The organism is Bacillus sp. TH50 (assembly GCF_016650565.1).
Taxonomy (GTDB): domain Bacteria; phylum Bacillota; class Bacilli; order Bacillales; family Bacillaceae_G; genus Bacillus_A; species Bacillus_A mycoides.
Genome location: NZ_JAEKFM010000007.1, coordinates 1,572,682 through 1,594,913, shown reverse-complemented (window position 1 = coordinate 1,594,913; position 22,232 = coordinate 1,572,682). Strand labels below are relative to the sequence as shown.

At 34.5% G+C, this 22,232-nt stretch carries 23 protein-coding genes; 4 read left to right on the top strand and 19 right to left on the bottom strand.

The window, feature by feature from the left end:
• Window positions 1-133: 133 nt before the first annotated feature.
• The 3 genes from JFU23_RS25275 to JFU23_RS25265 all read left to right on the top strand — a co-directional run bounded on the left by JFU23_RS25275 (window position 134) and on the right by JFU23_RS25265 (window position 2,010).
• Complete coding sequence (locus tag JFU23_RS25275) at window positions 134-1,135, top strand: S66 family peptidase (protein ID WP_201033000.1); 1,002 nt, start codon at window positions 134-136, stop codon at window positions 1,133-1,135.
• A gap of 202 nt (window positions 1,136-1,337) precedes the next feature.
• The gene (locus JFU23_RS25270) at window positions 1,338-1,679 is read left to right on the top strand and encodes an EamA family transporter (protein ID WP_002086172.1); all 342 of its coding nucleotides are present in this window, start codon (window positions 1,338-1,340) and stop codon (window positions 1,677-1,679) included.
• A complete protein-coding gene (locus JFU23_RS25265) occupies window positions 1,672-2,010 on the top strand; it encodes an EamA family transporter (RefSeq protein ID WP_085310507.1) in 339 nt (112 codons plus the stop codon). Before JFU23_RS25270 ends, JFU23_RS25265 begins: the two co-directional genes overlap by 8 nt.
• 35 nt (window positions 2,011-2,045) lie before the next feature.
• Here JFU23_RS25265 and JFU23_RS25260 read toward each other — a convergent pair whose 3' ends face one another.
• The 12 genes from JFU23_RS25260 to JFU23_RS25205 form a co-directional block, all read right to left on the bottom strand.
• Window positions 2,046-2,495 carry a DUF6376 family protein gene (locus tag JFU23_RS25260; protein ID WP_002012340.1) on the bottom strand — a complete coding sequence of 150 codons (450 nt, stop codon included), beginning with the start codon at window positions 2,493-2,495 and terminating at the stop codon, window positions 2,046-2,048.
• A 245-nt stretch (window positions 2,496-2,740) separates the two neighbouring features.
• Window positions 2,741-2,962 carry a hypothetical protein gene (locus tag JFU23_RS25255; protein WP_002031341.1) on the bottom strand — a complete coding sequence of 74 codons (222 nt, stop codon included), beginning with the start codon at window positions 2,960-2,962 and terminating at the stop codon, window positions 2,741-2,743.
• A 195-nt stretch (window positions 2,963-3,157) separates the two neighbouring features.
• A complete protein-coding gene (gene cydC / locus JFU23_RS25250) occupies window positions 3,158-4,882 on the bottom strand; it encodes a thiol reductant ABC exporter subunit CydC (protein WP_201032999.1) in 1,725 nt (574 codons plus the stop codon).
• Window positions 4,879-6,600, bottom strand: a complete 1,722-nt coding sequence (gene cydD / locus JFU23_RS25245) for a thiol reductant ABC exporter subunit CydD (protein ID WP_201032998.1) — start codon at window positions 6,598-6,600, stop codon at window positions 4,879-4,881. Before cydD ends, cydC begins: the two co-directional genes overlap by 4 nt.
• Window positions 6,600-7,616 carry a cytochrome d ubiquinol oxidase subunit II gene (gene cydB, locus JFU23_RS25240; RefSeq protein WP_002141342.1) on the bottom strand — a complete coding sequence of 339 codons (1,017 nt, stop codon included), beginning with the start codon at window positions 7,614-7,616 and terminating at the stop codon, window positions 6,600-6,602. Before cydB ends, cydD begins: the two co-directional genes overlap by 1 nt.
• Window positions 7,603-9,006 (bottom strand): cytochrome ubiquinol oxidase subunit I, encoded by a 1,404-nt coding sequence (cydA, locus tag JFU23_RS25235; protein ID WP_002012335.1) that lies wholly within the window; start codon window positions 9,004-9,006, stop codon window positions 7,603-7,605. The genes cydB and cydA overlap by 14 nt, the downstream gene beginning before the upstream one ends.
• Window positions 9,007-9,631: 625 nt before the next feature.
• On the bottom strand, window positions 9,632-10,687 hold the full coding sequence (locus JFU23_RS25230) for an LLM class flavin-dependent oxidoreductase (RefSeq protein WP_002031331.1): 1,056 nt from the start codon (window positions 10,685-10,687) through the stop codon (window positions 9,632-9,634).
• A gap of 16 nt (window positions 10,688-10,703) precedes the next feature.
• Entirely contained in the window at window positions 10,704-11,645 is a 942-nt protein-coding gene (locus tag JFU23_RS25225) for a ring-cleaving dioxygenase (protein ID WP_201032997.1), read from the bottom strand.
• A gap of 52 nt (window positions 11,646-11,697) precedes the next feature.
• Complete coding sequence (locus tag JFU23_RS25220) at window positions 11,698-12,141, bottom strand: MarR family winged helix-turn-helix transcriptional regulator (protein ID WP_002012331.1); 444 nt, start codon at window positions 12,139-12,141, stop codon at window positions 11,698-11,700.
• A gap of 101 nt (window positions 12,142-12,242) precedes the next feature.
• Window positions 12,243-12,566 (bottom strand): carboxymuconolactone decarboxylase family protein, encoded by a 324-nt coding sequence (locus tag JFU23_RS25215; protein ID WP_242483534.1) that lies wholly within the window; start codon window positions 12,564-12,566, stop codon window positions 12,243-12,245.
• Window positions 12,563-12,973: a tautomerase family protein gene (locus tag JFU23_RS25210; protein WP_002031325.1), complete on the bottom strand. Its 411-nt coding sequence runs from the start codon at window positions 12,971-12,973 to the stop codon at window positions 12,563-12,565. The genes JFU23_RS25215 and JFU23_RS25210 overlap by 4 nt, the downstream gene beginning before the upstream one ends.
• Before the next feature lie 24 nt (window positions 12,974-12,997).
• Entirely contained in the window at window positions 12,998-13,564 is a 567-nt protein-coding gene (locus JFU23_RS25205) for a DUF4865 family protein (protein WP_201032995.1), read from the bottom strand.
• Between the two features lie 120 nt (window positions 13,565-13,684).
• Between JFU23_RS25205 and JFU23_RS25200 the strand changes: the two genes are divergently transcribed.
• Complete coding sequence (locus tag JFU23_RS25200; RefSeq protein WP_201032994.1) at window positions 13,685-14,473, top strand: LysR family transcriptional regulator; 789 nt, start codon at window positions 13,685-13,687, stop codon at window positions 14,471-14,473.
• A gap of 164 nt (window positions 14,474-14,637) precedes the next feature.
• Here the strand turns inward: JFU23_RS25200 and JFU23_RS25195 are convergent, their stop codons facing one another.
• The 7 genes from JFU23_RS25195 to JFU23_RS25165 form a co-directional block, all read right to left on the bottom strand.
• Window positions 14,638-15,591, bottom strand: a complete 954-nt coding sequence (locus JFU23_RS25195) for a branched-chain amino acid ABC transporter permease (RefSeq protein ID WP_061674178.1) — start codon at window positions 15,589-15,591, stop codon at window positions 14,638-14,640.
• Window positions 15,592-15,640: 49 nt separating this feature from the next.
• Entirely contained in the window at window positions 15,641-16,501 is an 861-nt protein-coding gene (locus tag JFU23_RS25190) for a branched-chain amino acid ABC transporter permease (protein ID WP_002141340.1), read from the bottom strand.
• Between the two features lie 22 nt (window positions 16,502-16,523).
• Window positions 16,524-17,225 (bottom strand): branched-chain amino acid ABC transporter ATP-binding protein, encoded by a 702-nt coding sequence (locus JFU23_RS25185; protein WP_016103179.1) that lies wholly within the window; start codon window positions 17,223-17,225, stop codon window positions 16,524-16,526.
• Window positions 17,203-17,976: an ABC transporter ATP-binding protein gene (locus JFU23_RS25180; RefSeq protein ID WP_201032993.1), complete on the bottom strand. Its 774-nt coding sequence runs from the start codon at window positions 17,974-17,976 to the stop codon at window positions 17,203-17,205. Before JFU23_RS25180 ends, JFU23_RS25185 begins: the two co-directional genes overlap by 23 nt.
• A gap of 90 nt (window positions 17,977-18,066) precedes the next feature.
• Complete coding sequence (locus JFU23_RS25175; protein ID WP_061674159.1) at window positions 18,067-19,284, bottom strand: substrate-binding domain-containing protein; 1,218 nt, start codon at window positions 19,282-19,284, stop codon at window positions 18,067-18,069.
• A gap of 298 nt (window positions 19,285-19,582) precedes the next feature.
• Window positions 19,583-20,500, bottom strand: a complete 918-nt coding sequence (locus JFU23_RS25170; protein ID WP_201032992.1) for a CobW family GTP-binding protein — start codon at window positions 20,498-20,500, stop codon at window positions 19,583-19,585.
• Window positions 20,501-20,617: 117 nt separating this feature from the next.
• Window positions 20,618-22,054 (bottom strand): flavin monoamine oxidase family protein, encoded by a 1,437-nt coding sequence (locus JFU23_RS25165; RefSeq protein ID WP_061674158.1) that lies wholly within the window; start codon window positions 22,052-22,054, stop codon window positions 20,618-20,620.
• Window positions 22,055-22,232: the final 178 nt, after the last annotated feature.

Here is a 22,232-nt window from a genome sequence, read left to right as displayed (position 1 = left end):
TATTCATCTACAGCAATTATAATTTCAACCTCGTTCTCTTTTTCATATGTGTTACACTAAAAACAACGAAATATAAGAATATTCAATTACATTTAAACACAAAAACACTATATAATAGAAAGGATTTATACAAATGATACTTCCAAAAGCATTAAAATATGGCGATACCATTGGCATCTACTCTCCCTCTTCACCAGTAACCTATACTTCTCCAAAGAGATTTGAGCGCGCAAAATTATACTTACAAAAGAAAGGATTTCATATATTAGAAGGTTCACTAACAGGTCAATATGATTATTATCGTTCCGGGAGCATTAAAGAGCGTGCTGAGGAATTAAATGACTTGATTAGAAACCCTAACGTCTCTTGTATCATGTCGACAATTGGGGGACTGAATTCAAATTCATTATTACCTTATATTGATTATGAGACTTTTCAAAAGAATCCTAAAATAATGATTGGCTATTCAGACACAACAGCATTATTACTAGGTATTTATGCAAAAACAGGAATTCCTACATTTTATGGTCCAGCACTTGTTCCTTCTTTTGGTGAATTTGAGCCTTTCGTAGATTGCACGTACAAATATTTTGCGGATACTTTATTAACTGATCAACACCTTCCTTACAACATAAACCAGCCGTTATTTTGGTCAGATGAATTTATTAATTGGGAAGAAAAAACGAAAGAAAAAGATCTTCGACCGAACAATTGGATTTCAGTAATGGGCGGAAAAACTACTGGACGTATTATTGGTGGGAATTTAAACACTATACAAGGTATTTGGGGTAGCCCCTATATGCCACTTATTCAAGATGGTGACATTCTCTTTATTGAAGATAGCTCAAAAGATGCAGCTACTATCGAAAGAAGTTTTTCATTACTTAAAATTAACGGCGTTTTTGATAAAATTTCAGGTATCATCCTTGGAAAACATGAGCAATTTGATGATTGTGGTACAAATAGAAAACCTTACGAAATATTATTAGAAGTATTACAAAATCAAAAACTTCCTTTTCTAGCCGATTTTGACTGTTGTCATACTCATCCAATGATTACTTTGCCAATAGGTATTCAAGTAGAGATGGATGCAACAAATAAAACGATACAAATTATAGAACAGTGGAAAATCTAACTCTACTAGCTCTATTATTTTCAGCTCTAAAGCTACGCATTGCCTTCTATTGTTTTACATTAGAAGACATGATACTATATATTTTGGAATGTGAAGAAATAAACAAAAATCATTTCAATATGCCTTTTATATATAATAAGAAGCTATTGATTATATACATCGAGTTTACATACGTGTATATAAAGTAAAAGAGAGTGAATATATGAAACCAACTATTAAAAACTATGTATTTTTACATGTGGCCTTCTTGATATATTCTATCATTATGGTTTACATGAAATGGGCATCTCAATTCCCTATTGCATCAATTTCATTTTTTATTGCTTACTTCGGACTTGTTGTACTTTTATTCGGATATGCAATTCTATGGCAACAAGTCATTAAGAACTTTGAAATTTCTAGAGCATATTCACACCGTGGGATTATCATACTATGGTCAATGCTTTGGTCAGTATTCCTGTTTGGAGATACGATACAGTGGAATCACATACTTGGCGCAGCTATTATTATCGTCGGAATTGTGGTGGTGACAAAAGATGAATAGTTATATGTTATTATTGATATTTGGGATAATTTTAGCCAATTACTCACAAATATTATTAAAAAAGGCTACTTTACAACAATACGATTCTAGAATAAAAGAATATGTGAATCCTTATGTTATCATCGGCTACTTTTTATTTGTAATTAATGCCGGATTAAATGTGATCGCCTTAAAGGGCATGGCATTAAAGCAAGCATCTGCATTAGAATCATTAAGTTATATCATCATTTTAATTTTCAGTTGGTACTTCCTAGGGGAGAAAATCACGAAACGAAAAATCATTGGCAACATTATTATTATCATTGGTGTAATCATCTATTGTATACAATAACAAAAAGATCCGTTTATGATAAACGGATCTTTTTGTTATTGCCCTAAATTTTGAACCTTATCTTTCAAATCACGAACTTGTTCTATCGTCTGCATAAGCTCAGAGTTTTTAAACTGCTCTACATTCATTTTCCCTTCCTCTATCTTTGTCATAGATGTATCAATTAATGTATTTAACTTTTCATTATACCCGACGATTTGCTGGTGAAGATCCTTCGCTACATCTGGTGGTGTTAATTCATTAAAAGCTGGTATATCTTGTTTAATTTCAGTAAGTTTCGTTTCTAGTTCTTTCCGGGCTTCCCCATCATTAACGGCCTTTTCTGCTAATGCTGGCGCTTCATTTGCAAATGCACTTATTTCATTTACATAGTCTGTCGCTTTTTGAGCGTAATCTATGGAGTTCTTCCCTTCCTCTACTAGCGAACATCCCATCAAACCAATTGAAACTACAATTGAAAGTAACATTGTTTTTGTAAACTTCATTTTTACCTCCTAAATAATTGCCATACTTTTATTCATTTATAAACACTTTATTTTCTTCTTATACACTTTATCACATCATATCTTATTTTTTTTAACCTTCCTCTTATACATTCTAGAAAAATCATTATTATCCTGTTCAACATGTACCTCGAAACTATCTTCATTTAAATATAAAAACAGACATACTTATTTTAAGTACGTCTGTTTTCCAGGTACGTATAGCTCTCACTAATTAAAGTTTCTCTTTATCCTCTCACATGCCCTATTACTGTTATAATATCTATGTCTATATGTACACTAATAATATCTTCTATAATGTCCGTATATCCTTGACCTAAAGGTGTTCCGTAATGTAATAAAATTTCTTTTTTTTCATAAACTGACTTCGGTACTGTAAAAATAAATTTCCTCATATTCCGCTCATCAGCAGGCTCCAGTATTAAAACAATGCCATCCTCTTCAAACATATAATCACGCCTTCCAACAATCCATTCACTATGGCTCAAGTATTGCCTTGAAAGGATAGGTTTTAAACACCCTTTCTAACAATATATAACCATTTCATGATCAAATAGCTTATACGGCTTATATGATTTCACCACAAATACAAAAAAACACAAACCTTGAACTACCAAGAATTTGTGTTTTTTGGCATTTCATTCTTATATACCTTTATCAAGCTCATATAACCTACGATATTTCTCATTTTCTTTCAGTAGCTGTTCGTGACTACCTTGCATAGCGATTTGGCCACTATCAAGGAAAATAACTTCATCTACATGTTCAATTCCTACAAGATGATGTGTAATCCAAATAACAGTCTTTTCTTCTGTTGCAGAAAACATTGTTTCTATTAAGGCTAATTCCGTTTTAGGGTCTAAACCGATAGTCGGTTCATCAAGTACAATGATTGATGTTTCTTGCATAAGAGTTCTTGCAAATGCTACCCTTTGCCTTTCTCCGCCAGAAAACCTCTTTCCCATTTCATGCATTTTTGTTTGTAATCCATCAGGAAGAGAAGCAATGTGCGGTGCTAGCTGTACTTTCTCTAAAGCTCTCCATATCTCTTCATCATTAGCCTCTGGTTTACCGATCCGCACATTATTTCCAATTGTCGTATCGAATAAATGTGGTTTTTGGTTTAATACAGAAATATATTTTGACAAAAAATCCGTATGAGCTTGTTCACCATTCAATATAATTTGGCCACTTACCGGACGTAATGCCCCAGTTAACAGTTTTAGTAAAGTAGATTTTCCTGTTCCACTTCTACCTAAAATAGCAATTTTCTTTCCTGCCTTTATTTGCAATGATACATCTTTTAATACAGGTTCATTACTATCCGGGTAATTATACGACACATTACTCAGTTCAATATCTATATGTTTTAGTGCAACGTAATCTTTATCTCCAGGTAACTCATTTCCATCTTGCAAAATGCTATCACTTTCTACGCTTTTAAGCCTATGAGCAGATTCTACATAAGATGGAATTCGATCAATAGCATCTGATATAGGGATAAGCGCATTTGTCACAGATAATGTCATTAATACGAACGCTGCAATAACTGTAGGTGCAATCTGTTCACTTGCTGCTTGATTTCCAGTCCACATAATCATTGAAATAACTACAATGCCGACTATTAAATGAATGATACTGTCTCGAATATGGTACCAGCGTTTCACTCTCTTTTCTGTCTTTAACAGCTGGACATTTTGCTCTACATATGCATTAATAAATTCATCTTTTCTACCACTCGCCTGCCAATCAGATAACCCAAATACAGCATCTGTCAATTGTTGATACAAACGATTTCTTCCTCGCTTCAAAGCAACATGATGTCGTTTCATCAAAAGTAGTGATACGAATGGGAGAAGAAAAACAATAACAGCTAACATACAAGCTGCGATAAGTGCAAATACTAAGTCAAATGCACCGATAACAATTACGAAAATGCTATATACAACTAACGCTAATATACTAGGGAATATTGTACGTAAATATAGATTCTGTAAATGTTCTATATCATCAGACAATACACCTAGTACATCACCAGTTTGAAAGCGTGAGCGGAAAAATAACGCCTGTGGTTCTACAATTCTATATAGTTTTGTTCTCATTTTTTCTAAAATTCGTAGAACGACGTCATGCCCTACTAAACGCTCTAAATAATGAAAGACAGCTTGCCCTATACTAAACGCACGCGTTGCAACTATAGGAACATATACAGCCATTACATTTTCTGGTCTGAGAGCAGATTTAGAAATTAAATAACCTGAAATGAAAAGTAGCATCGCACCTGAACTAACTCCAAGAAGCCCGAGGAAAATAGTCAACGTCATTCTACCTTTATTTTGCTGTATATAAGGTTTAATCCAATTACTCATCGCTCTCCCCTCTCTTCCCTATGAAAATGTAATGTCTCATTCTTTAAAAGTTCTTCATATGTTCCACTTTCTTTAATTTCCCCTTTATTTAAAATAAGAATATGATCCATTTGCTTCATCCAATGTAGACGATGCGTTGCAAGAAATACTAACTTACCTTCAAACAGACGTAACATCGATTGCTTTATTTCAAATTCAGTTTCAATATCAAGATGTGCTGTAGGTTCATCTAATAAAATGATTGGCTTTTTACTTAAAAGTGCACGTGCCATAGCGACACGTTGTTCTTGTCCGCCACTAAGCATACGTCCACCTTCTCCAATTCTTTCGTACATCCCATGTGGTAATGATGCAACGAGCGAACGAAGACCAACTTCATTAATAACTCTCTCAACTTCTTCATCAATTGTATTCGTTTCATAGAAACAAATATTATCTTTTAATGAAAGCGGAAAAATATAAGGTTGCTGCGGAATATAAGCAATATTTTTTTGCCAATCTTCTCGAGTAGATTCACCAATTTCCACACCATTTACTAACATCTTCCCACCCGAAGGCGGTAGAAATCCTGCTAACACATCGATTAACGTTGATTTCCCTGCCCCACTTTCACCAATAATGCCTATAGCACCGTTACCTTGCCAAGTAAAATCAATTCCCTCTAATATAGCCTTTTCAGATTCATCATTATTTACCTTTACATCTTGTAATTTCAAACTACTAGAAGAATTCCATACTATATCTACATTTGAATCTTTCTTTTCTATTTCTTTTTGTTTCTGTAAAATTTCTTCTATTTGCTCCATTGCAAGTTGTCCATCTAATGTAGCATGATAATTCGCTCCAACTTGCTTAATCGGCAGAAAATATTCCGGCGCTAAAATTAAAATCGTAAGAGCTGGCAACAGTATAATTGTCCCATCTATTAACCGTATCCCTAATCCAACTGCTACAAATGCAATTGATAAACTCGTAAAGAAATCTAATGCAAAAGAAGAAAGAAAAGCAACTCGCAAAGTACGCATCGTTGCTTTTCTATATCGTTTACTTACTTTTTCAATCTTTTCTTCGTGCTGTTTACTTTTCCCTAAATACTTTAATGTTTCTAATCCTTTTAACGTATCTACAAAATGATTAGAAAGTACACGATATGTCTCATATTGGCTATCCGCCATTTTCTGCGCTGCTAATCCTAGAAGGATCATAAATATGATCACAATTGGAATCGTTACAACTAAAATGATTCCAGACTTAATGTCCAGTGTAAAAACATATAGAACAATTAGCCCCGGTACGATACTACTTCTAATCATTTTAGGAATTGTCAATTCAATATATGTTTTAAATTTCTCAATACCTTCTATCGATAAAGTAACCAGATGACCAGTCCCATTCGTTTGGACAAATCTCGGCCCTAACGTAAAATATGCTTCTATTAACTGTTTACGTAATGCAAATCCTGTTTTTTCAGCGAAACGCTCAACCAATATTTGCGATGTTCGCACTAACATTTGGCGTGCTGCAAACGTGATCCCAAAATAAACAGTTTCATTTAGCACAGCTTGCACTGTTTCTCCATGAAATAAAAATGTGATTGCTCGTGCTAAAAATACTGTCTGCGCAATGATACTACACGCCTCTAAAATGCTAATAAGACTTAAAGTTACATATAAAACTCGGCTACCAGGATACGACGGAAGTCCTCTTTTTCTTTTCATTAGTACTCCAAATCTTTGTCTGACTTAACAGGTTGTCTAAATACATAGAAACTCCATATTTGACTACCGATAACAAACGGTAAAATAGCAAGAGAAAAATAGCTCATCAATTTTAATGCATAAGGTCCTGATGCCGCATTATAAATTGTCAAATCATTTACCGCTCCTAATGAGCTAATCATGACACGCGGGAACATACCGATGAACACACTTGCACTTAACAAAATGATTGTTAAACTCGTCATAAAGAAAGCCCAGCCATCTCTTCTTCTTTTATTTAATAAAGTAGAAACAAATAGCGCTACAAAAGCTCCAATTGGAACCATTAGCCACTCTGAACCATGTGCGGTGAAAATATCTGTTTTCCATAACCCTACAGCTGCAAAAACAAGAAGTGTTATTAATGCAAAAGGTGCAATCTTTGTCGCGGCAATACGTGCGCGTTCTCGTAATTTTCCTGTTGTACGTATAGTAAGGAATTGCAAACCATGAACAATACATAGAAGAAGAAACATAACTCCCCCAAGTAACGCAAATGGGTGAAGTAATTTCATAAATCCGCCTACCATATTTTTACTTCCATCAATTGGTACACCTGTCATAAAGTTTGCGATTGCAACTCCCCAAAGTATAGGAGGTAGCAAACTTCCAATAAACATGCCCCAATCCCAGAAACTCTTCCATTTATGATTTTCTATTTTCGCACGGAATTTAAAGGAAACACCTCTTATAATTAATGCAAGAAGCATAAACACAAATGGAATATAAAACCCACTAAATAAAGTTGCATACCAGTGCGGGAATGCCGCAAACATAGCGCCACCAGCACAAACAAGCCATACTTCATTTGCGTGCCAAAACGGCCCAATTGTATTTAAATATATACGTTTTTCCAAATCGTTTTTCCCTAAAAACCTTGAAACGATTCCTACACCAAAATCGAAACCTTCAAGTACAAAGAAGCCAACGAATAAGGTTGAGATAATTAGAAACCACAACTCATTAAGAGATAACATACTCTTCCTCCTTATCAAATGGATCATGGCTTTGATAATCCTTTTTCGTTTTCTTATTCGCATGTCCTTTAATGATACGAACGAATAAGTAAACAGTAATTCCTCCAACAATTAAATATAGTGATGTGAATGAAACAAGAGAGAATAATACTTCTCCAAATGAAACGTTTGGAGATACAGCATCTTCTGTTTTCATAACACCGAAGACAACCCAAGGCTGACGTCCCATTTCAGTCATAATCCAACCTACTGTATTACCGATAAACGGTAGTGCAATTGCATATACCATTATTTTTAAATACCAAGGGTTTTCAGTTAAGCGATCTTTTCTTGATAAGAACCAGCCGTACATTCCTAAAAGAAGCATGAATGTTCCACTCATTACCATCGCTCTAAAACTCCAGAACATAGTATGTACTGGCGGAATATAATCTCCAGGTCCATATTTTTCTTCATATTGTTTTTGAATTTGATTCATCCCTTCAACTTGACCGCTAAATTTATCGTATGACAATAGACTTAGCATATAAGGGATTTGAATTTCAAACGAATTTTCTTTCTTCTCTGTATCAATTTTTGCAAATACTGTAAATGGAGCTGGATCCTCACTCGTATTCCATAACGCTTCAGCTGCTGCCATTTTCATCGGATGTGTCTTAATTAAATTTTGTGCTTGTGCATGACCGAAAAATAATACTAATGCTGTTGTAATTGTTCCAACAACGATAGAAACTCGGAACGATTTTTTAAACACCGCAGTTTCTTGACCTTTTGATATTTTCCATGCACTTACACCTGCAATAAAGAATGCACCAGTTGCAATTGCCGCTGTAATTGTATGCGGGAATTGCACCCATAATTGTGGATTTTGAATAATCGCCCAAAAATCATTCATCTGTGCACGTCCATCTGCTGCCATTTCATATCCTACTGGGGCATGCATAAATGCACTTGCAGTTAAAATCCAAAATGCTGATAACATTGTTCCTATTGAGAGGAGCCAAATACATAAAAGGTGAACTCGCTTCGGAAGTTTATCCTCACCGAATACCCATAAACCTAGGAATGTAGACTCAATGAAAAATGCTAATAAACCTTCAATTGCAAGTGATGGTCCGAAAACATCACCAACAAAACGTGAATACGTTGACCAGTTCATACCAAACTGAAATTCTTGTAAAATACCTGTTACAACACCTACCGCGAAGTTAACAAGGAATATTTGTGTCCAAAACTTTGTCATCTTCTTATAAATTTCTTGTCCCTTTACCACATACAACGTTTGCATTAACGCAATGATAAAAGCTAAACCTATAGACAGCGGAACGAAAAAGTAATGAAAAATCGTTGTTGATGCAAATTGTATTCGTGCCAATTCGAGCGTTTCCATGCTAAAGTCACTTCCTTCATATTTTTTTATATCGTAATATCGATTGAATTGTATGAATTCACTTCATAACGAACAATTCAATCATTTGGAAATACAAAAAGATAAATTCGTTTATGTACTTTCTGAAAATATAGATTGTCAGTTTTTTAGATAATTACAAAAGAACTTTCTTCATACGATTTACCTTTTCACTATTTCAGTAGTGTTTTATTCGTTAATCGAATTGTATAATATACTTACATAATAAATTCAGGTGATTTTTGACGTATTATTGACAGGATTTTGTCTGAAATATGTCTTTTGTAATTTTTTTGAATTAGATTTCTCACATTTTAAAAACGTACTTTTCAAACATACAACACACTCTTATATCAATTGTTATTATGTTTTTCTCTTCATACGCTTGACTTTCCCTTTGAAAAATGTCCTCGAACCAAACCTAAAAACACGTTACATTTTTGTCAAGAGAAAAATGTATTTCCAAAATTCAAATCAACAATATTGTTATTCACAAATAGAAAAAAACTCCCCTTTCTCTAGACATAAAATTCGTTTTTTTGTCATTTTTCAAACTGACTAAATAAAAAAGTACCGAGAATAGATTATACTCCCGGTACTTTTTTCATTATTTCGTTGTATATTTTCTAACAGCCGGCATAATTTCAGTAGCAATTAATTCAATGTTTTTCTCAATCTTATCAAATGGTACACCGCCAAAATCAATCTGTGCCATAAAACGTTGCTGTCCAAATAATTCATATTGATAAAGCATTTTTTCAATAATTTGTTGCGGGCTACCAATCATTAACGCATCACGGTGATCTACTGCGTTAGTAAATTGTTGTTTTGGATACCCACCACCGCGTAGCGCAAGCATACCAGCATTAATATGAGGATAATATTCACTAAGTGCATCTTGTGAATTTTCTGCTGTATAAAATAAACTTGTTGTCGCAATTGGTAATGTTGCTGGATCAAAACCACTTTGCTCAGCTGCTTCACGATATGCATCAACCGAAACTTTAAAATTAACAGCTGGGCCACCAAGTGTCGTAAGCATCATTGGTACACCTGCGCGTCCTGCCTTAATTGCACTAGCAGGTGGCCCTCCAACAGCACGCCAAATTGGCATATTGTTATTTTTAGCTCTCGGTATAATTGCCGCATGTTCAAGTGGCGTTCTAAACTGCCCTTTCCATGTTACACTTTCTTCTTTATTTATTTTTAATAAAAGATCCATCTTCTCTTCAAATAGTTCTTCATAATAATTTACATCGTAACCAAGTAAACTATATCCCCCAATACGAGATCCACGACCAGCAACGATTTCAGCACGACCATTAGAAATTAAATCAATTGTGGCAAAATCCTCATATACACGAACCGGATCTGACGTGCTTAATACTGTTGCAGAACTCGCGATTTTAATGTTTTTCGTAGCTTGCGCAATAGCTCCTAAAATAACTGTATGAGCTTGCGTTGTAAAATGCGCTTGATGACTTTCACCGACAGCAAACACATCAATTCCAGCTTCATCTGCTAACTTAGCTGTTTCAATTAGTTCATGAATTCTTTTTTCTGCACTTATTTTCGAACCATCATGCGGATTTAAAATATGATCTCCAATTGAATATAATCCAAATTCAATTCCCTTACTTGTATCAATACGGTATTTTTCCATAGTTGCTCTCTCCCTTTTAATAAAGCGGTATTAATTTCTCTTCAATCTCTTTTCTTCTCTCTTCTAAAAATGGTGGTAAATCCAGCTCTTTTCCTAATTCTTCAACTGTTGAATCTACTGTAAATCCTGGGCCATCCGTCGCAATCTCAAATAAAATGCCATTTGACTCACGGAAATATAAACTTTTAAAATAAAAGCGATCGATAATCCCTGTTGATTGGAACCCTTTATCTTTCACCGCTTCATTCCAATAACTCAGTTCTTCATCATTTTTCACACGAATAGCTATATGATGAATACTTCCTTTTCCTGGTCTTTCACTCTCTCCATCTTGCTGTTTCACCAAAATTTCTCCAAAAGATTGACCATCGATAGATTGATAAATCCCCTCATCGTCTGAACGAGATACTTCTTTATAACTAAACAAACCTGTTAATGTTTTTGATAATTTATTTAAACTGCGCACTGTCATTTCAACTGTTCCCATGCCTAAAATACGATGATTCTGCTCTACAGAAGATTCATCCCATGCAGTCCAATATTCAGGCACCTCTTCATCTTTATTATTTAACAGCACTAACCGTAGACCATCTGGATCTTCAAAGTGCAGTGCGTCTCTTCCGGCGTAAGTTGTAATTTCCCCATGCGCCACCTGGAGTGACTCAAAACGTCTCTTCCAAAATGTAAGACTTTCTATTGAAGGTACGAGCAAGCCTATTTGTGTTATTGCATTTGTACCACGGATTGTTCTACCTACATTCGGCATTTCAAAAAATGATAATTCAGTTCCGGCACTCCCTGTTAAATCACCATAAAACAAATGATACATAAATGGATTATCTTGATTGACTGTCTTTTTCACCCGGCGTAATCCTAAAACATCTCGATAAAAATTATTATTCGTTTTCGCATTTTTAGTCACCATAGAAATGTGGTGATGTCCTGGAATTGTATACATAAAACTTCCTCCTCTTTATCACTTGATTAGTCAATTGATTAAGTAAAAAAAATTACTCATTCGGTAATTCTTTTTTTTCACTATGCTTATGAACTTTTGACATCAACTCGTATAGTATTTTCTGCTCTTCTTCATTTAATACATCATCAAAAAATGATGATTGAAATGCAAGTTGCTCTGGCAATGCTCTTTCTAAAGCCGCTTCCCCTTGCTCTGTAAGACTAATTGTTTTCGTTTTCCAATCTTGTTTTCGTATAATATATCCTTCTTTTTCAAGACGTGTTAACATTCGAGAAATACCGCCTTGTGTAACGGTAACCTTTTCTGCTAACTCCATTTGTGTTAATGGCTGATAAGTCCGTATTTGCAAAAGCACATCAAATTGGGCTGTTGTTAAATCAAAACGTTTTAAAAACTCATTTGACATTTGATTACTTTGGTTCGTAAATCGTATTAAACGTAGCCATATTAACGATCCTATCGTATTTTCACGCATGTTTCATCACTTCCTAGCGTTGATCTTACTATCACTTTACCACTCAAGTGATAATAATGCAAGTAGAAATATGTTAAAAATGCCTCCCAAAATCATTATTCTTAACTTTCCATTTCACTCATTGCTATATTTAAAGCTGCCACAGCTTTTGGCCAACCAACGTAAAAAGCCATATGTGTTATTAATGCAACTAATTCATTCTCCATTATCCCATTTTGTTTAGCTAGCTTCAGATGAAATGGTAATTGTTCTGTATTACCAAGACTGATTAGTGCCGACAATGTACATAAGCTTCTTTCTCTTAATGTTAAAGCGGTATCCCGCCACACTTCCTCAAATAATATATCTTCACTATAATGAGAAAATACAGGTGCTACTTCTCTCATTTTCTTTGGAATATAGAATTCAATTGGTTCATTCATCATTTTGCTCCCTTCATTTTTACCAATTGTGCCATCCCTTGACCAAATGACCAGTTTTCAGCAGCTATCTCATGTAATGTAATAAAAATGTCAGTAACTTTCACATTAGAACATGCTGAAATTTCAAAGGATATAGATTGATACAAACCTTTTTTCTGTTGCACTGTTCTTCCAGGTCCACATGTAATAGAAACATGAATCATATTCTCAGTTCTCATTTCTCCTCTTTCCAACAAATAATATGGATTATACAAAAATTGATTTTGTTGATAAGGTAAAAATATTTGAAAATAATCATTTTCAGGGATGTCGAAATGTTCAATTAATGAAAGATGGATACATTCACCTATCTTTTTCAACTCTTCTTTATTTAATATATCTTCATGATAATAAACGTTCACAAAAGGCATAGATTTTCATTCCTTTTTCTTAATTTAGCATTCAACAACATATCCTCGTGAAATATGTAAAATCTCATAAATAGTAACATCGTCCATTACATCTATTTCAGGCTTTTCCTTATAAAAACTGAATTGACTATATCCCCACTTATCCGGATTATAAACTATTACATTCCCTAAACATTTTTCTATGTTTTGCACATTTTCATTTACTTTATTTAATTGCGTCCCAATCAGCGATTTACTTTGAGAAATACTCCCTGCATATTCAACAGCATATCTACTTTTTCTAAAATCATTACTTAAATTAACAACTAATGGAACACCTATATTTATTTGTTGCCACCCAAACGATTGCAAAATATTATCGTAATACCCTTCAAAGATAAATTTATTCATCCCTTCATGACCATTCCAAATATATAAAGGTGCATAACAATTATGGAAACACCCATCCTTACCTGCCTCAGCAATTAAATAAGCCTTAAAATTCAACCCTTGAAAACCATCCGTTTTATAACCATTCTTTTTCACCCTTTCTCTAATAGTCCCCATATCATAATCTTTTGGCAAAATGACCTTATATTGCATACCAATCATGTTTATCACTCACTTTCGATCTTATATATATAATGATAAACCGATGATCGGCTGACGTAAAATAGGTATAAATTATGTTTGATATCATTTATAATGATACCGTATAAGGAGCTGAAATGAATGGAAATAAATGATCTTATCATATTTAAAACTGTAGCTAACGAAGGATCTATTAGTAAAGCCGCTAAAGAGCTAGGCTATGTACAACCAAATGTAACTGAGCGAATCAAAAAATTAGAACAAGAATTAGAAACGCCTTTACTACATAGAGATAACAAAGGTGTCTCCCTGTTACCTTCTGGTGACATTTTATTAGACTACACGAATAAAATATTAGCTCTTTTAGAAGAAGCCAAAGATGAAATTAAAACAAGTGCATCTTCTTATGTAATAGCGACGTCACAATCTATTTTGACTAATTATTTAAGTATGCGTATTAAAGAAAATTTCAGGAATTATCAAATATATATAGAAAGTAGTAGCCATTTACAAAAACTACTACAGCAACAAAAAGTTGATATGGTCATAACTTATGAGGATTATCCCGACGCAGCGTTTAAAAAAGTATTCACCACTTCAATTTCTGTAGGCTTATTAAAAGCGAAAGAACAGTGTAACCTTGACTTTTCAAAAGAACTTTTCTTTGTTAGTAACGATAAAAAGTGCCCTTTTAGAAATATGACAATACAATTTCTAAAAGAAAACAATCTATCTCAGCATCAACTTCAACAGTTAGATTCTTATTCGCTTATTGAAGAGTTTATTGTTGAGGGAAATGGGATAGCTTTTTTACCGATTAGAAATGATAAATTAGTTCCAGTTGAAAATGTCGCGGTTGAAAAACTACCTATTAACTTCTTTACAACTCGAGACTTAGATAAAGTGATTCCAGGTGAACTATTTAATTAATAAAGAGGCTACACTTGTCGTATTTTACGGGTAAATAGATATCCCTTGTCGAATCGCTAATATAACTTCATATACTATCGTACGGCCTAATAAAATAAAAAGGGATGTTACCTAGTTAATATGTTTAACTACTAGGACATCCCTTTCCATCTTGAAGACTTATTTCACACGTTCTGCTCCACCCCTGTGCTCTTCTCCTTCTTGCCCCTTTTAAAATTCTTCAACTTCTTAACTGTTCCAACTAACCCTTTCGGAAAAACTAGAAGCACGATAATGTATAATAAACCAAGAATGATCGTCCATCGTTCAAAAATCGGATATTCCGTCGCTAATTCGGATAAATAATATTTCAATGATTCAATAATCCCAGCTCCAGCGATTGCTCCGATTAAAGTTCCAACTCCCCCAATCATTGTCATCAATAATGCATTTAATGTCATTTCAATTGAAAATACAGTTGTATTAACAAAGCGTAAAGTGATAACAAATAAACCACCGCTAATCGCTGCAACTACTCCTGCAACAACACTAGCAATAATTTTATAATGAAGAACTTTATAGCCAAGTGCTTCAACTCGTTGTTCATTTTGTGAAATCGCCTTTAACACTTTCCCAATTGAAGATTTTGTGAAAAGACGTAACAAAATGAAAATACTGATTAGACATATAAATGTTATATAATAAAATGTAAAACGATCACGGAATATATCTGGTACACGAAATGTAAATCCATCTCCTCCATGAGTCAGTGAACGCCATTTTTCAGCAAGTACAAAAAACAGCTGGGAAATAGCGAGCGTTAACATTGCATAAAAATGACTTTTCAGCCGTAAAGAAAGCAAACCGATTATATAACTAACGATGGCTGATACAATAATTGCGGCTGCTATTCCTATAAAAAAGTTTGTGATAGACACCCCTTGTCGATCAAATAAAAGTGCTACCCCATACGCCCCTATACCAAAGAACATACAATGACCGAATGAAACAATACCTGTATATCCAAGGAGAACATCAAAACTCATAGCGAAAATAGCAAAGATGAAGATTTGAGTGAACAAAATTAACAAGCTCCGTGAATCATTTACGAATGGAAATACACTTAAACAAATGAGCATAAATACTCCGAAGTATACTTTAATTCGATTTGATGTGCTGTTCACCATTTCACCCCTTTTCACCAACAAGTCCCGTTGGCTTCACTATTAAGAAAAATAGTAACATTAACATATTGATTGCAAGAGATAAATCTGGCAAAAAATACGCTGTAAAAGCACCGGCTAATCCGACAATTAAAGATGCTAGCGCTGAACCTTGTACGCTACCTAATCCGCCAATAATAACTACTATAAAAGCTAAAATTGCGTACTGCATACCCATCTCAGCAAAAATAACTCCTGAATATGGTGCTAGTAGAAAACCACCTAACGCCGCCATCCCTGCTCCTAATAAAAAAACAAACGAGAATATCGCTTTTACGTTAATTCCGAGAGCTTGAACCATCTCTTTATCCATTACACCAGCGCGAATCATAAGTCCTATCTTTGTTTTTTTCAGCAGCAATAGTAAAGCGATGTAAATTAGTATCCCAACTAAAATAACGAATAGGCGATATTTTATTAAGATAACTCCTCCAAATGTAAAACTGCCTTGAAGCCATAACGGTAATTTTGCAGCAATTGGATTAGGACCCCAAAATATTTTGATGCACTCGCTAAGAACGAGCATTCCTCCGAGTGTCACGAGTAGCTGCCGCACATGGTTTCCATACACTGGTCTAATAAGAAATCTTTCTAAAATGAAACCGAGGAACATACCCATAGCGACTGCCCCAATTAGCGCTAATAAATAACTATCTGTCATATTAAATAACCAAACGCCTGTAAATGCTCCCCATGCAAATAAACCGCCATGCGCAAAATTTAGTACGCTCATTAAACCGAAAATAAGTGATAGACCAGACGCTAATAAAAAAATAAGCATCCCTGTCGAAACGCCATTTACAAATAAGTTAATTAGCACATCCACGTTCTATCCCCCCGTATCAATGTTAAGAAATACCTAAATATTTATGACATGTTTCCTTATCCTCTCGCAGTTCCTCCATGAAACCGTTATGCACAATGCGCCCATTATCCATAATGTAAAAATAATCACCGATTTGACTAGCCATCATAAAATTTTGTTCAACAAGTAAAACAGTCGTTTTTTCCTTCATTTTCAAAATGGCTATCATTAATTTTTCTATCATAATGGGCGACAAGCCTTTACTCGGCTCATCAATAAGTAATAAACCATCACTATTAATAAATGCTCTTGAAATTGCTAGCATTTGCTTTTGCCCTCCGCTTAAGAGTCCGCTTTTTTTGTGCCAAAATTGCTTTAAATCTGGAAATAATTCAAGCATCCAGTCTATTTTTTCTTCCGCTTCTTCTCCCTTCCCCCTAGCAAGAGCGAATGTTTCTTCTACTGTCAGGTCGTGAAAAATACCTTGATTTTCTGGTACATACCCTATTCCTTTCCTTGAAATTAAATGTGTAGATAATCCATTTACTTGTGTACTATCATAATAAATTTCACCATGTGCGATATGGTGAAATCCCATAACCGAACGTAATGTCGTAGTCTTCCCTGCCCCATTTCTTCCAAACAGTACAGTAATCGTTCCTTTCTCAACAGTAAGAGATACCCCTTGTAAAATATGAAACTGATCTAAATACGTCTCTATATTATTCACTTGTAATAGTGCCACTATATAATCCCCCTAAATAAGCACTTTGTACACGCTCATCTTTCATCATTTCTTCGGGCAAACCTTCAGCCAATAACTCTCCATGGAATAAAACGATAAGATGGTCTGACAAACCTAGTACCATATCCATTTTGTGTTCAATAAGTACAATTGTACTCTCTGGATGTTTCTTAATATTTTCAATCACTTGTAAAATAGCCGGTACCTCCTCAACTGATATACCTGCCGTCGGCTCATCAAGTAGTAACACATCCGTTTTTAAAGCTAATAACATCGCAAGCTCTAACTTTCGTTTTTCCCCATGCGCTAGATCTTTCGCTAATACATGTTCTTTCTCGTGAAGTAATACTGTTTTTAAGAAACGTCTCGCCTCTCCAACTTGTTGCTTAAATTTTGCCGAACTCGGAAAAAAACTATAGTAATCTTGCACAAATGATTGAACACTTAAACGAACATTTTCAAGTACCGTTAACTCTGGGAATATATTTGTAAGTTGAAAAGAACGACCAATTCCTAATCGAGTACGATCCGAAATTGATAAATTTGTAATCTCTTGTCCTTTAAAATATACTTCACCCTTTGTTGGAGAAATTTGTCCACTTAGTAAATTGAATAGCGTTGTCTTTCCAGCACCATTCGGTCCAATTATTGAAATGAGCTTTCCTTTTTTTACCGTTAAATTAACATCCTTAATAACATGATGATCCCCAAAAGATACACAAAGATTTTTTGTCTCTAACAAATGTGTCATAAAATCCCTCCCACTGAAAGCCATGTTTATGAAAGAAACAAGTATAAAGAGGGTATTCCCTCTTTATACAAAGACAACAGAAAATTCAGTCTATTTATTCTGAATTGATGGTTCTGTCTCTTTCATCGTTAATTCTCTCTCTAACACTGGTACTGGATAATCAACACCATCTTGCTTTTTCAGCGTTATAGAATATAGAGTTTGTAATGCTTGATGATCCTTCTCTCTAAATTTCATCTTTCCTTTCGGTGTCTCAAATTCCATTCCTTCCATTTTCTTAATAAGTGTATCTACATCTGTATCGCCCTTCGTTTTCTTTAAAGATTCGACGATAGAAATTGCCGCTGACATTCCTCCTGCTGTAAACAGATCTGGAACAGCACCATTAAAACGTTTTTTATGTTCTTCTACTAGCCAATCGTTCACCTTATTCTTTGGAAGTGAGTGATAATAAACAGAAAACCCTTGCATCCCTATTAGCGCATCCATCGTTTTTAATGCTGGTATATCAGGTGCACCAGTAGAAATTTTAATACCTTGCGCTTCCACATTCATATCTTTCAACTGTTTCCATGGTGAATTCGCACCTGCCCAAACGATAAATAAATAATCTGGCTTTGAGCTAATAATATTTTGAATATTTGCAGTGAAATCAGTTGAATTCGTATCCGCGTATTGCTCGTTTACAATATTCGCACCTAATTTCTTTGCTCCCGCTTTAAATGCTGCAATCCCTTCACGACCGAAAGCATTATCTGGAGCAAACGTCGCAATCTTTACATCTTTTTTAGCAATTGAGGCAGCCCCAGCAATCGCATCTTGCGAAGAGTTTCTTCCTGTTCTAAAAATATATTTATTCCAGTTCTTCCCGGTAATACTATCAGCAACTGCCGGTTCTACAACCATAATTTTTTCATATTCTTCAGCTAGTGGTAAAACTGCTAATGTATCACTTGAACTAGATGATCCGACTAAAAAATCAACCTTCTCTTCTTCTAATAATTTCGTAGCTTTCTTAACCGCTACATCGGCTTTCGTTTCCGTATCTTCTACAACAAACTTAATCTTCTTCCCTTCCACTTTCCCAGTTCCACCAGTTGCATAATCTAACCCTAATTCAAACCCGTTCACTGTTTGTTTTCCATACGATTCCAATGGACCTGTTAACGAAGCAAGAACCCCTACCTTAATCGTTTTTTCATCTTCTGTACTTGTCTTCTTTCCCGAACAAGCTACTGTTACTAATAATGACCCTAAAACACAACCAGTAACCACCGTTCTTAGCCATTTACGTTTTTTTATCGACATTGTGATCCTCCCCATACTTTACTTTCTGATAGAATCAAACACGCCAAATTCCCCTGTCCGTAATCATGACTTTAAAATTGGTAATGGAAAACTCTTGTAGTAACCTCTACATTCGGCACAAATCTATAATCACCTTCCTATTAAATGGAAACGGACATACAATCAATATATATTCCGTTGTTCAAATGAAATTACTGTTTCATTACAGTAATCATCACGCAAAAAGCTGCAAATAATTAACTTAATTCATTAAGTCAATTATTTGCAGCTTACCTAAAAAAATGATTAGAAAAACCGATTAATTATTTTCGACTTTCTCTAACCCCTCAACCAATTGCTTCTTATCTAATCCTTCCCCTATTACTACCAAATTTGTCGGGAAACCGAAGTCTTGTTCCAGTAAAGTTGGTACGCCAAATGAATATTGGAATAAGTGAGGGTATTTATCTCCATGGAATTTCACAAATCCTTTTACACGATAAATACTATCTGGTAAATTCCAAAGCCATTCGTATAATTTATCTTGATCAATCGATTTCGTAAATTGATACGTCATCGTTTGTATATGTAAATGCTGTTTGACATGTAGTGTCTCATGTTCCCCATCATTCGTAAATTCAGCTTCTTCTATGTCTTCTAAAGATATATTACAATATTTTGTTTCAAACAATTTCGCATGATTATTTATTGCTTTCACGTCTTCAAGTACTTTGTTCTTATCCGAATCTGTTAATAAATCTGATTTATTAATAAGAATATGACTTCCATATTTCATTTGCTCATGTAATAGCTGTTGTACATTTGCACTTAATATACTTCGGTTTAACCATCTTACTGCATCTAAAACGACGACAATTGATTTCACTTCAAGGAAAGGAGCTAAAATTGGTGATACACATGCATCTAACACTTCAATTGGATGTGCGACACCTGTTGTTTCTATATAAATTACATCTGGTCTTTCTTGTTGATATAAAGAATGTAATTGAATTTCAAGCTCTTCTTTTAACGTACAACAAATACATCCTTTCAGAAGTTCCCTTAACACATTCTCTTTTCCAATAATATCTGTATCTACCGAGTATTCACCGATTTCATTCATCAAAACTGCAACTTTTCGATTTTTCTTCTTTTCTGCTAATAATAAATTTTGCAGCAATGTTGATTTTCCGCTACCTAAAAAACCACCTAATATATGAATTTCCACTTTACTCATTCGACCGACCATCCATTTCTCTACTTCAAATTTCTTCAAAGCGTAATTATTACGATTTATATTTATCATTTTATTAAAAGAATACCTATTTGTAAACAAAAATGCTAGATTATCGTTTCATTTTCCATTCACTTCATGAGCAACTCTAATTCCAGACTCGATTGCCCCTTGCATCCATCCATGTGTTAATGTCGTATGTTCTCCTGCAAAGTGCACTCTACCCGCTGGCGGCGTAATATATGGAAACAATTCAAGCTCTTGCCCTGGTTCAAAAGCTGTAAATGCTCCGCAAGAATACGGATTTTGACTCCAGCTAAAAGATTCTCCCGCAACATACTCACTATAAACCACATTTCCATATATTTGCGCTAAATTTTTCAACGCATAACGAATACGTTCTCTATTCGAGAGACTATCCCACGTTAACGCCTCATCTGCCCACGTATAACTCACTAAAACGATAGCCGCCCCTGGTGTATGAATGCCGTAGCTCGGATAATATGTAAAGCGGATAGGTAAATCTGTAATTGACTTACCACCATATTGTCCTGCTCTTTCCCAAAATCTACTTTTAAACTCTATCGCAATTTTAGTTGCAGCAATATAATTTAATTCACGAATTGCCCGCCTTTTATAATAAGAGAATAAATGATATGGCTGAACTTCTACAAATCGCAAAGCTGAAAATGGAATTGTGACAATAGCGATGTCACCAGTTACTATAAATGAATTTAACGTTTGTTCATGTGTTACTTGCATCATTACTTTATTATCTTCCTGTATAATTTTTTCTACTTTATACGACATAAAAATATTATCCTTTAGCTCTGGTAAAAATGAATTTGGTAATTTATCCATTCCGCCCGTTATCTCATAATATTTCGTCGTTGAAGTGAAAAAGATCATTTCGCGTAATACTTCAATTAATGACATTCCCATGTATGCTTCCATATCAAGAAGTACTCCGATCATATCTATTGCCCCATCTGAATAATACTCGGTTAAAAATGAACCGAGCGAATATGTTTTATACTTTTTTTCAACAATAATCCAGTTTTTATTAGGATTTTTCTTAATATAATTTAGTATCGGTTCCAATACCTCTAACATTAACCCTTCTGCTGTTTTCCCTCTTTCTTTATCTAAAACTGGATATCCAAGTACACTTGGATCCTTTTCAAACACATCCAATCTCGTTCTTTTGTTATTCGTATAAATTATATCTGAAGAAGTTTTATTAATAAAAAGGTTTAACGGTAGTTTAAATTTATGAATGTAGGCTAAAGTTAAATCATGAGTATCCGGAATACGCATAGGGCCTGCGTTAAAATATAACCCTGCGCTAAATGGTTCACGAATCGTATACACCCTGCCACCTATTCTGTTATTCGCTTCTATAATCGTTACCTCGTGTCCAGCCTCTTTTAATAAAGATGCTGCAACTAATCCAGACATCCCTGCACCGGCAATTGTAATCCGTTTGGGGTTATTTGTTTTGGCAAGCCCTTCATGAATAATTTGAAGCATTTCTTCCATCGATAATGGATTCCCCATGCCAATTCCCCTTTTATGAAGGATTTTACTGAATTATATTCGTTTAACAGGATTCCTATGTTTCATTCAAGTAATTGAGCGGATACATTTTCAATTACTTGAATATCTTTTATAAAATGTAATAAAATAGATATGAAACTATAGAAGTAAGACGTATTATCTTACATAATAAAATTAA